This is a genomic window from Actinopolyspora alba (genome assembly GCF_900112765.1).
GTDB classification, from domain to species: domain Bacteria; phylum Actinomycetota; class Actinomycetes; order Mycobacteriales; family Pseudonocardiaceae; genus Actinopolyspora; species Actinopolyspora alba.
Genome location: NZ_FOMZ01000004.1, coordinates 265915 through 278733, shown reverse-complemented (window position 1 = coordinate 278733; position 12819 = coordinate 265915). Strand labels below are relative to the sequence as shown.

8 protein-coding genes are annotated in these 12819 nt (G+C 69.1%); 4 read left to right on the top strand and 4 right to left on the bottom strand.

All coding sequences use genetic code 11. The features are described from left to right. Positions 1–150 precede the first annotated feature (150 nt). Entirely contained in the window at positions 151–705 is a 555-nt protein-coding gene (locus BM150_RS07645; RefSeq protein ID WP_092925472.1) for an NADPH-dependent FMN reductase, read from the bottom strand. Between the two features lie 257 nt (positions 706–962). On the opposite strand from BM150_RS07645, the gene BM150_RS07640 reads away from it, so the two are divergent. Further along, entirely contained in the window at positions 963–2045 is a 1083-nt protein-coding gene (locus BM150_RS07640) for an alpha/beta hydrolase (protein WP_175496727.1), read from the top strand. Between the two features lie 515 nt (positions 2046–2560). On the opposite strand, the gene BM150_RS07635 is transcribed toward BM150_RS07640, so the two are convergent. After that, positions 2561–5131, bottom strand: a complete 2571-nt coding sequence (locus tag BM150_RS07635; protein ID WP_245755338.1) for a helix-turn-helix transcriptional regulator — start codon at positions 5129–5131, stop codon at positions 2561–2563. A gap of 78 nt (positions 5132–5209) precedes the next feature. Further along, the gene (locus BM150_RS07630) at positions 5210–6682 is read right to left on the bottom strand and encodes an Hsp70 family protein (RefSeq protein WP_139219469.1); all 1473 of its coding nucleotides are present in this window, start codon (positions 6680–6682) and stop codon (positions 5210–5212) included. Positions 6683–6997: 315 nt separating this feature from the next. On the opposite strand from BM150_RS07630, the gene BM150_RS07625 reads away from it, so the two are divergent. From BM150_RS07625 to BM150_RS07615, 3 genes are all read left to right on the top strand, one after another. After that, positions 6998–7969 carry an IniB N-terminal domain-containing protein gene (locus BM150_RS07625; RefSeq protein ID WP_092925468.1) on the top strand — a complete coding sequence of 324 codons (972 nt, stop codon included), beginning with the start codon at positions 6998–7000 and terminating at the stop codon, positions 7967–7969. A gap of 244 nt (positions 7970–8213) precedes the next feature. Further along, positions 8214–10025: a dynamin family protein gene (locus BM150_RS07620; protein WP_092925708.1), complete on the top strand. Its 1812-nt coding sequence runs from the start codon at positions 8214–8216 to the stop codon at positions 10023–10025. Beyond that, positions 10022–11506 carry a dynamin family protein gene (locus tag BM150_RS07615; protein ID WP_092925466.1) on the top strand — a complete coding sequence of 495 codons (1485 nt, stop codon included), beginning with the start codon at positions 10022–10024 and terminating at the stop codon, positions 11504–11506. Before BM150_RS07620 ends, BM150_RS07615 begins: the two co-directional genes overlap by 4 nt. Before the next feature lie 79 nt (positions 11507–11585). Here the strand turns inward: BM150_RS07615 and BM150_RS07610 are convergent, their stop codons facing one another. Continuing rightward, positions 11586–12803, bottom strand: a complete 1218-nt coding sequence (locus BM150_RS07610) for a glycosyltransferase family 87 protein (protein ID WP_245755337.1) — start codon at positions 12801–12803, stop codon at positions 11586–11588. Positions 12804–12819 lie beyond the last annotated feature (16 nt).

Here is a 12819-nt window from a genome sequence, read left to right as displayed (position 1 = left end):
TTCGTCGTACCTCCTCGTAGCCCCCGGTGCGACATTGGATATGGGGGGCTGCACGAGGCGTACCCGGAGGTTCCCGTACCGAAACGGTTCGTGGAGCTTTTCGTCGGGATCGACGAACGACAGCGAAACGGCGCGACGGGAAGAACCGCGTCAGTTTCCGAGAGCGAACTCCGCCACCTGCTCCCCGATGGTGTGCAGTGTCGAGGCGACCTTGGCATCGGCACACTCGCCGCCGGGACCGAGCCCGGTCTCGGCCGAGTTCACGGCCGCACCCAACGGGGTCGGCCACCCCCGCAGCGCGTGGGCCACCGAACGTAACGCCTGCAACGTGGTCACGGTCGCCTGCCAGCCGTACGCGATACCGACGCAGCCGACGGCACGTCCCTGCAGATACGGGCGCTCGTCCTCGCGCAGGTCCTCCGCGTAGTCGAGGGCGTTCTTCACCAGTCCGGAAACGGTGCCGTGGTAACCGGGCGAGGCGAGCACCACCCCGTCAGCACCGCGGAGAGCTCGCACCAGTGCCCGGGCGTTGGGGGTCCGCTCGGACACCGACGTGTCGAAGAACGGCATGATCAGCTCGTCACCGGTTATGGCCTGCACCTTGGCGCCGCTGTCCCTGGCGCCCGCCAACACGGCCTGCAGCGCACGTTCGGATTGCGAGTCGGCCCGGACCGAACCACCGATCCCCACTACGGTCACAGCCATCGACACAATCCTTCCTCACCCGCACGGGTGCACAGCCCGCCCCCGTGAACCACGCGATCGATTACCTGATGTCACCACATCGGCAAGCACCCTTACACGATCGGTCGCCCTCCCGGGAGCGACCAGCCCCGCAACGGTAAAAGTTGAAGTGCAGTCGAGGTCAATTGTCCACCGCGTGTCTCGCACCACGCACTACCCATCGGTAGCCTCCGCGTAGTGCACATCACACAGTAACTGTTCCGTGGAAAGGTCCAGCCGTGTCCAAGGTTCTCGATGCCATCCCCGCCTCGGTACAACAACGTGCCCAGTCAGCCGTACTGCTGAGCCTGCTCCGGCTCCCACGCCCGCTGCTGCGGCGTATCGCCGGACCGCCCACGCGGGTCGACGGCCAGGAGCTGGCGCTGGAAGTACAAGCACTGCTGCGGTTGCAGGCACTGGCAGGCCAGGAACGCATGGCCGCCGACACCCCGGAGAGGGCCCGCGCGGGCATGGCGCAGGGCATCGAGGTCGTCCGCGGTTCGGGAGTTTCCGGGGTCCAGGTGAGCAAGCGCACCGTGTCCGCGGGCTCGGGCGAACTGCCCGCCAGGCTGTATCGCCCGGAGGGACGCACCGAACCGAGCACGTTGCTCGTCTTCTACCACGGCGGTGGTTGGGTCGTGGGGGACCTCGACACCCACGACGAGCTGTGCCGGTTCCTCGCCAAGCACGCCGACATCAGGGTGCTCTCGGTGGACTACCGACTGGCGCCCGAGCACCCGTTCCCCGCGGCGGCCGAGGACGCGGTCGACGCGTACCAGTACGTGCTGGAGAACGCCGAGGACCTCGGTTCCAGCGCCGACTCGATCGCGGTGGGCGGGGACAGCGCGGGAGGCAACCTGGCGGCCGTGGTCTCGCAGCACGCCACCGCCAACGGGCTCAAGAGCCCCGTGCTGCAACTGCTGCTGTATCCGGCCACGGACGCCGGTACCCGGCGCCGCTCCCGTGAGCTGTTCGGGAACGGCTTCCTGCTCACCGACGGGGACATGGACTGGTTCATGGACATGTACCAGCCCGAGGTCTCCGCGCGGAACGACCAGCGGCTCTCGGTACTGCGCAACGAGGACCTCACCGGGCTGGCCCCCACGGTGCTGATCACGGCGGGCTTCGACCCGCTGCGGGACGAGGGCGAGGAGTACGGCAGGCGGCTGTCCGAGGCCGGTGTGCCGGTCATCTCCCGCAGGTTCCCCGACCTCATCCACGGTTTCGCGAACCTGTTCGGAGCCAGCCCCAGGCTGCGGGAGGCGATGTTCGAGATCGTCGGAGAACTGCGAGCCGGACTCTCCCTCCACTCCGGAGGTTAGAGCTCCCGGGCGCGGCGTGCGTAGCTGGTCGCTCGGCGGAACCTCTCGTACGGCTCTCGCTGCGTTACTGGTTCGGCCGCTCTGGCGCGGTGGTCGGTTAGCCGGCACGTGAGTCGGCGCCTTGCGGCGTTGGGCCGGCTCTTGAGTAGCGACCTACGCGGCGAGCGGCCCTGCCTCGCGATGCATCCGACTCACGCACCGGGGACGATCCCGCTGCGTCGCTCATGGTCACTTCCCGAGGGGTGATACTGGGGCGTCGATTTCTCGCGAAATTGACGCCCCAGTGCGGCGGTGTGGCCCCAGCTGGCGTCGATTTCTCGCGAAATCGCCGGGCCATCGACGCAGTCCGAACTCCGACCACCCTCGCAGTCGGCACCGCCGCGGGTTCTCGCGTGCGGCTCTCGCGAGGACGGCCCCGACGTTGTGTAGATCGCTACCCGATGTCGGGGCACCGCAGCGAGAGCCGTGCGAGAGGTTCCGCCACGCGACCAACTATGGAAAGCGAGCCGAACCAATCACCCCAGTAGCGAGCGGAGCTTCTCCAGGAGTTGCTGCCTGTCGGCGCAGTCCAGCCGCTGCTTGATCCGGCCGATGTGGTGCTCGACCGTCTTGGCCGAGATGAACAGCCGTTGGCCGACCTGCTTGTAGGTCATCCCGCCGAGCACCAGCTCGGCCACCTCCCGTTCCCTGTCGCTGAGCAGCTGCGCCTCACCGCCCGCCGCACCGATGTCCCCGCCGGTTCCGCCCGACTGCCGCTGCGAACGGTTCCCCTTCCCGCTCAGTCCACGCGCGCATTCCAGCAGGGCGGGCATCGCGTTCCGGTCGGTGGTGCGGATCGCCGCCTGTCCGGCCAGTCCGGCGCCGTCCCAGGCGAGTCCGACCGCGTGCAGCGTCCGTGCCGCGCTTTCCACCTCCGCCGGGTCCACCTCGTTCTCGAGCACGCGCGACCACACCGCCCCCGCCGCTGCCAGCGCGGCGGCGAGCTGGTTGTGCCGCGCCATCCGTTCGAGCACGGCGGCGTGTTCGAACGCCCGGTCGTACTCCTCGACCACGATGGCGGCCTGCATCTCGCGCCAGTGCAGCGGAGCCGCCCACAGCGGGGGTTCGCCGAGCGCCGCCAGCAGTTCGTGTGCCTGTCGCAGCTGCGGCAGCAGCCACTCGCCGTCCCGCAGCCTCGCGGTGGCCACGGCGAGTTCGCCCAGCGGAAGCAACGCGAACAGGTCCACCGGGTGTTCGGCCGTCGCCCGGCGTGCCCTGGTGCGTGCCTCCCCCAACGCCGCCATGTCGTTGTCGCGGCTCGCGATACCCGCCTCGATCGCCACCGCGTGCAGCCGATCACGCGGGCTGAGTTCGTCCACCTCGGACAGCAGTGCGGCGAGCTCCCGCTTGGCCACCGTGGTGTCACCCCGCAGCAGCGGTAACCAGGTGGCGAGCAACCGGTGCCTGGTGCGGAACAGCGGACCGCCGCTGTCGGCCGTGACGGCCCGCCGCAGCACCGAGTCGGCGACGTCGGGCTCCCCGCAGTGCAGCGCGACCGTGGCCGCGACAGCTGCCGGGGTGTCCGGGGTGAGCAGTGCCCCGCCGACGGGTTCGGCCAGCGAGGCGGCTCGGACCAGTGTGTTCAGCGCCTCCGAAGCCGCACCGCCGACCGACTCGTGCAGACCGGAGGCGAGCTGGGTGCTCGCCCCGGACACCGAGGTGGGGGCTTCTTCGGCTTCCGTACGCAGCAGTTCGACGGCTTCGCCGAGCCTGCCGGTGCAGATGAGTCCGAGCACGGCGCAGGAACTGTCCCCCGGCCAGCGGACGTGGCGGGCGGACCAGCGGCACAGCTCCGCGGCTCGTTCGGGCAGTCCGCGGTGTGTCAGCACCGCCGCAGCCACCTGGATGGCGGTGGCCCGCTCGGAAGCGGTCTCGTCGCCTATCACCCGGTCGGCGAGGCGCAGCGCCTCGTCGAACCGTCCGGTCAGCGCGACCGCCCACGCCTTGCGGGCGGTGACCGAGGACGCGGGCAGACCGGTGGTCACGGCCGCGTCGAACATCCGAGCCGCCACTTCCGGGGACTCGTTCAGTGCCTGGCCGCCCGCGGTGTCGAAGGCGGCTGCCAGCGTGTCGTCGCACGGCAGGACGGACTCGGTTCCCAGCAGCGGCCGCAGCAGCGGCAGCACGGGGCCGCCCCGGTCCAGCCGGACGCGCAGCAGCACGCGCAGCACCGCCAGTCGTTGTTGCCAGTCGGTCAGTTCCAGCACGGCACGGGCGACCATGGGCGGGGGCGTGTCGGTGTCGTCCAGCAGACCGGCGGAACGCAGTGCCGCCACGGCGGCGGTGATCTCGGGGGATTCCTCGTCGAGCACGGTGGCCAGCAGCGCGGGATGTGGTTCGGCGCCGACAGCGAGCGCGGTGAGGCAACCGCGCGCGATTCGGTCCAGTGCGGACAGTTCGTGGTCGAACCTGTCCAGTGCGGACCGCGGCAGGCGCTCCACTCCACCGGCGGCGAGCTCACGTGGCTCCAGCGTCTCGAACGCGCGTCCCACAAGGGCGGGAACTCCGCCGGTGAACATCCGCAGCCGCTGCGCCGCCTCGGCGTCGCCCGGCGCCCCGGGGACCGCGCGGAGCACTTCGGCGATCTCGGTGACGCCGAGTTCGGGCAGGTCCACGACCGGCCTGCCCGTGGCGAAGCGTGCGCAGAGCCGCGCCAGTTCCTCCGGGAACGGCCAGGGACGGCAGGCAAGGATCACGCGTACCGGACCGGCGGCGGCCAGGGCCTCCACCTCGCGCAACGTAGCGGGGTGCAGCAGGTGGGCGTCGTCGAGCAGCAGCGCGGCAGCGCCGGAACGGATCTCCGCCGGGTCGAAGTCGGCCGATTCACGCACCGTGGTGCCCGCTTCGCGGTAGGTGCGGGCGAGCAGGTTCAGCAGACTCGTCTTGCCGTACCCGCCGGGACCGCGCACCACCGCGGTGAGGGGTTTGTTCGGGTTGGCGGCTATCTCCTGCCGCAGGCGCGTGACCTCGCGGTGTTGTGCGACCTCCCACAGCCGGGCTGCTGAACCCGCGTCCGGCGCGGGCCGTGTGGCGCTGGGGTGATTCACGAGCGGTCCCAATCGGTGAGCGGTGTTCGGTGGGCGCGGCGGAACGGCTTCGCCCTGGAGAGGTCGGATCTCGACCTGTCACAGCAAGCCGGGTAACGCGGGCTGTTGCCCGCCGAATCCCTGTACGAAGGTCATTACCAACCCGAGAATGATCAAGATTGCCGCGAGCGACAATTTGACGATCTTAAACACTTTCCGTTTCCGTGGCGGTTCGATGTGCATCGGTTCGACTTCCACCGGCGGCCGGAGCGGCCGGGCCGAACGGTCCGGGACGGCCTCGGAGTCGGCCCCTCCCCGATCGTCCAGCGGGTCGTAGCCGTACTCGACGGCCTCGTGCTCGATGGAGTCCTCCACTCGCAGCAGCACACTGGTCTCGGCTCGCGCGGCGGCGCGGTCGGTGGCCGCGGCGAGCACCTCGGCCGCGCGGCACGCCGCTCCGCGTGCCGCCACCAGCTCGGGGAAGCCGTCGACGCGTACCGGTACCGCCTCGGCGTCCCTGCCCGGGAGTTGCTCGCGAAGGCGCTGCCGCACCAGCTCGCGCAGCAGCGGTGTGCGTGCCGGACCACCGGCCAGCACCACCGCTTCCAGCTCGCCCGGGCTGAGGGAGGCGGACTGCACCGCCTGCGAGAGCTTCTCGGGAAGCAGTTCCAGATGCGGCCGGGCGAGCTGCTCGTAGCGTATCCGCGCGAGCTGGACCTCCCGGGAGACCCCGGGAAGCACCACGTTCACCCCTGCTATGTCCCTGGTGGACAGTTCCTCCCTCGCACGGGTGCACTCCCCCCGTATCCGGGTGGCCGCCGCGCGGTTGCGGGGGTCGGTGGGATCCAGTCCGGACAGCGCTCCGCCCAGTTCGTCCCGCAGTTGTCCGAGGATCAGGTCGTCGAGATCACGGCCCGCCGGGCGCGGACCGTGCACCGTGACGCCGCGAAGTTCCAGGTCGGCACCGTGCTCACCCGCCCCGTCGTCCTGCCGGTGCGACTCGCGCCTGCGCAGCACGGTGGCATCGGCACCGCTGCCGCCCACGTTGCCGACGGCGATCGAGGCGCCCGCGGAGACCGGCTGTCTGGCGATGTAGTCGGTGGCCACCGCGAGCGGTTCCGGCAGCAGTGTCACATCGGTCAGGCCGAGTTCCGCCAGCGCGCGTCGCAGCAGGTGCGTCCGGTGCGTTCCCCAGGTGGCGCTGTGCGACACGGCGATGTGCTCGGCGGGACCACCGTGCCTGTTCGCCACCTGGTCGGACACCCACTCCACCATGCCGGCAGCCAGGCGGTGGGGGGCCACGAGTTCACCACCGAGCGGCAGCGGAGTGTCCTCGCCGAGTTCCGCGACGAAATCGGTACTCACCCATTCGGGAGATTCGGCTGCTCTGCTCGCGGCGGTCTCGCCCGCCAGGCGGGAGCCGTCCGGCAGCCGCCCCAGGGCAGTGGGGACCACCGCGCGGGAGCTGCCCAGCGGGAACGGCGCGGCGGGCGCCCACTGCCCGCCGTCACGCGCGACGACTGCCGCCGAAGTACTGGTCGCGCCCAGATGAACCCCGAGAACGTAAGGCATGCCATCCCTTCCGGCCTACCTGGTTGGACTTGCTTTGCCACAGGGCTTTGCCACAGGGCGATCGCGCGGGGTTCGTACGGTAAGCCCGCCAGTCCAACCTAGCGTGGACTCGATTACGCAAAGATGTGACCCGCTCCATTGATCCCCTAACGAGTGACACATCAAAGTCCCCCTAACAGGTTCATCAATAACTAGGAGTGGCTCCCGATGGGTGGGGGCCGCCAGCCACGTAGCTTCTTCAATCAGGAGCGGGGACACCGATTCCCTCGCCCGGCTTGAGAAGACCTACGGCTTGAGTTCAGGAGAACGCCAGCGATGCCGAACGCACAGCCGGAGCAGGCCGACGGGCGAGACGGTGCCCGGTTATCCACCTCGGGGACGGACACTCGAACAACGGCCACGCCGGAACAACCGACACTGCAGGAATTCCTGACACGTCTGGTCGGCAATCCGGAAGCGCGTTCGGCTTTCGACGCCGATCCACGTGGCGCGCTGGAGAGTGCCGGACTCGGAGAACTGAACGCGACACAGGTGCTGCACGCCTCGTCGCTGGTGCTGGACTACGCACCCGCCGAGCTCGTGACCGACTACGGACGCACGGTGCAACCCGGCATCGACACGTTCGCCGCGAGCACGCAGCACGTCGCGATCAACCAACTCGATCCCGCACAAGTTCCAGAGCCGCAGGAAGCGACGGATACGAACATGAGCCTGTTGGGCAACCTCTCCTCGACGCCGAACTACTCCTCCGACGGCGACGTCGACAGGGAGATGGAGCAGAACAACACGACCGAGACCAACGTCGACATCGACAACCAGGACTCGCAGAACCTGGTCAACGTGCACGACGTCGTCAGCGGCAACGACGTCGCCAGCGGCAACGAGGTCGCGGGCAACGCTGTCGGTGCCGTGGGCAACACCGTCGGCGCGGTCGGCAACACCGTCGGCGGCGTGGGCGACACCGTTGACAACACGGTGAACACGGTCGGTGGCACCGCCAACGGCGCGGTCGGCGAGGCCACCGACACGGTGGACGGCACCGTGGACACCGGTGTCGACGTGGCCGTGGGCGCCGCCGACACCGCGCTGGACACCGCGGGCGACCTCCCGGTCGACGACGTGACCAGCACGGTCGAGGGCGTGGCCGGTGACGCCACCGGCGGGATGGCCTCCGAGGGTGCCGCGGGCACTCTGGACGGCGCCACGGGCACTGTCGGCGACACCGTGGGCCAGGCCGAGGACGTCGTCGGGGGCGTCACCTCGGACCTGCCGCTCGACCTGCTGTGACGCGACGGCGCCGATGACCACGGCGCCCGTGCGACACGACGGCACTGCCGTCGAACGTGCTCTTACCTGAGCGGGCGGACACGCCGGGGATCCGTATGCCCCTCTCTCCACGGATCCCCGGTGGCTCGATCGCCGCCGCGTCCGCGCTTCGCGGCGGCGATTCCGCTCCCCGGGTAACGCACGGACCGACACGACTACGTTGTCCGCCTTCACCTCCGATCGTGTGCACGTGCACAATCCCATCGTGATCGAAACGGCACTCGTGGAACTCCTCGACAGCGCGGAAGCGGAATGCGCCGAAGCCGGACGAACGGATCTGGGAAACCGACTACGGCGGATCCGCAACCGGGTGCTCGATCCCGACCAGCTCGTCCTTGTGGTGGGCGAGCCCGACCAGGGCAAGAGCGAGCTGATCAACTCGCTGGTCAACGCCCCGGTGTGCGGCAGCGGTGAGAACGTCAGCACGAGCGTGCCCAGCCTGGTGAGGCACTCGGACGAACCCACGGCGCAGCTCGTCGAGCAGGAGACGACGCGGAGCCCGGTGGGCGGTAACCGCTCCCGAGTACCCATCGAGTCACTGGGCGAGGAACTGGAACGCGCGCTTGTGGCGGGCCACCGGGTGAACCGAACCGAGGTCGGAGTCCCCCGCGCCCTGCTGGAGAACGGACTCGCGCTGATGGACACGCCCGCCGTGGGTGGAGTCACCAACTCGTTGGGCTCGGTCACCGAGGAAGCGGTCGCCGAAGCCGACGCGCTGCTCATGGTCTCCGACGCCACCCAGGAACTGACCACCAACGAGTTGAACTTCCTGCGACGCGCGACCGCGTTGTGCCCCAACGTGGCGCTGGTCCAGCCCAAGACCGACGTGGTGCCGGAGTGGCGGCACATCGTCGAGCTCAACCGCAAGCACCTGTCCAACGCGGGCATCGCGGGCAGGATCTTCCCCGTGTCGGCCCGCATCCGCGCACTGGCAACCCGTGACAAGAGCAAGGACCTCAACACCGAGTCCGGGTTTCCCGCGCTGCTGGACTACCTGCGCAAGGAGATGGCCGGGGCGCACGAACAGCTGACCCGCAAGCTGGTCGCCCACAACGTCACGGACTCGATCGACACGATCACCGGCGAGCTGCGGGAGGAACTCGGCAACCAGAGCCCGCGCACCGCCACCGAGACGCTGCTGGAACTGGAAACGGCACAACGTCGTGCCGAGGACCTCAAACGACTGTCCGGGCGCTGGCAGAAAACCCTGTCCGACGGGGTGCAGGAGCTCTACTCCGACATCGAGTACGACTTCCGGGAACGAAGCTGGGCGGTACTGCACCAGGCGAACGAGACCCTGGACGAGGCCGACCCGAACACCAACTGGGACGAGTTCGAGGCATGGCTCCGTGACAGCCTGAACACGGCGATCGCCGAGACCTTCGACTGGCTGGACCGACGGCGGGAGCGGATCACCGAGCAGGTGGCCGACGAACTGCTGCGGGAGCAGGTGCGGACGCTGCCGAGCAGCGAAGCCATCCCCGTCCCGGACCCGCTGTCACGAGTGCCCGCCCCGAAGGCACCGAAGAACGCGGGCTACCCGCGCAGGGACCAGATGCTGACCGGACTGCGCGGTTCTTACGGCGGGGTGCTGATGTTCGGCCTGATGACGAGCATGGCCGGGCTGCCGCTGATGAACGTGATCTCCATCTCCGCGGGACTGCTGCTGGGCAGCAAGAGCCTCAACGAGGAGAAGGACACGCGGCTCAAACGCAGGCAGACCGAGGCGCGCGCAGCGGTGCAGCGCTATGTCGAGCACGTGGTCTTCCAGGTGAACAAGGAGGCCCGCGACGCCATCCGGAACACGCACCAGACGCTGCACGACCACTGCAACCGGATCACCGAACAGGCACAGATCCGGATCAGCCGCTCTATCCAGGAGACCAAACGGATGGCCGAACAGAGCGCGGTGGAGCGCGACGCCCGGGCCAGGGAGATCAAGAAGAAGCTGGAGGAGCTCGGCGCGCTGCGCAAACGGGCGGGATCGCTGACGTCCAACCGGATAGCGGCCGCATGACCACGGCACACGACACCGGCCCGACCACCGCGCTGCTCTCCCAGGCCAGGGAGCTGCTGCTGCGGACCATGACCTTCTACCGGGACGACCCCCGCACGGCGGGTTGGCTGCGGACCCGGCTGGAGCGGCTCTCCGAACCGCTGCGCATGGCGGTGACCGGGCGAGTGAAGTCCGGCAAGTCCACGCTGATCAACGCGCTGGTCGGGGCCGAACTCGCCCCCACCGACCCGGAGGAACGCACCCAGGTCAACACGGTGTTCCGCTACGGTCCCGAACCCAGGATCACGGTGCACACCCCGCACGGCGCGCAGCGGAACATGCCGGTGGACGAGCTCGACCCCGCCACCATCCGGGATCTGCAACGCTGGCGTCCGGACGAGGTGGCGCGCCTGGTCATCGAGTCACCCTCCCCCGGGCTGCAGGCGATCACCCTGATCGAGACGCCGGGAGTGGCCTCCACCGCGGTCAAGGAGACCGGCAGGTCGGCACTGGCGCAGATCCTCTCCGAGGCCGACTCGGTGCTCTACCTGACCAGACAACCGCAGCAGATCGACGTGCAGTTCCTCGAATCGGTGCACGAACTGCGGGTGGCGCGGCGCGCGCCGATCAACACGATCCTCGCGTTGTCGCGGGCGGACGAGGTGGCCGGCGGTGACCACGAATCCGTCGAAGCGGCCGGAAGAGTGGCGAACGCGTACCGGGACGACCCCAAGCTCCGCACTTTCGTGCAGTACGTGCTGCCGGTGTCCGGGCTGCTGGCGCAGGGCGGCAGCACTCTCGGACAGTCCGAGTTCGAGGCGCTGTCCCGACTGGCCGCGCTGCCCCGCGAGCAACTGGACGAGCTGCTGCTGTCCGCCGACCGGTTCGCGAGTTCCGCGACCCCGGAGTCCGTCGAGCCCGGCACGCGGCGGGAGCTGCTGCGCCGCTTCGGACTGTTCGGGGTGCACAGCGCGCTGACCGCTCTCGCCGCGGGTGGGATCGATCACGGCAGACTGCGGCGTCAGCTGCTCGCCGAGAGCAGGATCGGCGAGCTGCAGGAAGCGGTTCACCTGCAGTTCGTCGAACGTCAGGAGGCGCTGCGGGCGCGCTCGACCCTGCTCGCGGTGGACATGGCGTTGCGGGCCAATCCCCGCTCCGGGGACAGGCAGTTGCAGGGCGAGCTGGATCGCCTGCTGAGCAACGCGCACGAGTGGGACGAGCTGCGGGTGTTGTCCGGACTGTGGTCCGGGCAGTTGTCGCTGCCCGGCAGGCTCCGTGAGGAGGCGGAACGACTGCTCGGCGCGCACGGCGACCAGCCGGTGGCGAGGCTGGGAGCTCCGCCCCGGGCGGGGGCGCGGGATCTCGCCGAACGCGCGGGCGAGGCCGCACGGCGGTGGCGGGTGCTGGCCGCCGATCCGCTGCGCGACCGGGACCACCGGGAGGCGGTGTGGACGGTGTTGCGCAGTTGTGAGCGGTTGCTGGCCGCGAACGTCGGGCAGTAGCCCGGACCTCGCAGGAGTCAAGCGAGCGCGACGTCATCCGATCCGGCGGCAGCCGATCTCGGGGCCACCCGATCCGGCGTCAGCCGGCCCGTTCTCCGGTACGAACCAGCGAAGCGAGGTAACGAGCGCTCGGTTCGCGTCCCGGCACGCCACGGGAGGACCGCAGCAACGAGAACGTCGTCAGCACGACCAACGACACGCCCAGGATCACGAACGAGGCGGCGCGGACCTGGTCCACCGGTGGGAGATGCAGCATCAGGTGCCGGTTCAGCGGCAACTCCACGAACGGCGCCCAGTGGGTCACGCTGACCGAGACCACCGCCGTGGCCAACCAGAGCTTGCTACGGCTGCGCAACCCGTACAGCACCATGAACAGCAGTGCGGGGGCGAGCCACACCCAGTGGTTGGACCAGGAAGTGGGTGAGACCAACAACGCCACCAGCCCGATGATCGCCAAGGCCAGCGCGCCGGACGCGTTCCGGACACAGTAGACGGTCGCGGCCCCCAGCACCGCGCATATCAGTACCCACAGCGACACCTGCGCGAGCCCGGAGAGATCGGTCCGGCTCAGCACCGCCAGTACGGTCTGGTTGCTGCGCAGTGGTGAGCCGAAGGCCGCGGCGGCAGGCCCCTGGGTGAACCAGTACTTGACCGAGGCCTCGAAATCCACCAGAAAACCGAGCAGTGTCGCCAGGAACGCGGTAAGCACCACCGTGCCCGCCGCCCTGAAATTCTTGCGCAGCAGAAAGAACAACAAGAAAGCACCGGGGACGAGTTTGATCGCGGCGGCGATTCCCACCAGCATTCCTCGCGGCCAACGCGGATTAAGCACGAGACAATCCGCCGCTACAACCCCCATGAGCAGGATATTGATCTGCCCCTGCGCGAAACACCCGAAAACCGGTTCGAGAAAAAGTGAGATCCTTGCCAGCGCCACGGAAAAGGCGAAGCACAGCAGCGGATCACCGCGGGACCAGGTCCGCCGGAACACGAGGTAGAAGGTGGTGACCAGGGCGACCGCGTTCAGCGCGTAGAGCAGCGCGATGTCGACCTTGAGCGGAAGCACGGCCAGCGGAGTCAGGGGCAACAGCGCGAACGGGGGATACACCCAGGGCAGGGGATCCTCGTTGGTCACGGTGGCTCCGGAGGGCATCACGTCCCAGCCGTTGAGCCAGGACTCGACGGCCCAGCGATAGACCCCGTGATCCGGCCAGTAGTCCTGGGCCGAGACCCACGCCCAGAATTCCCAACCGAGGGCGATGACGGACAACGCGATGATCCCGAGCGAGACAATCACCCGAGAATTTCCCCGT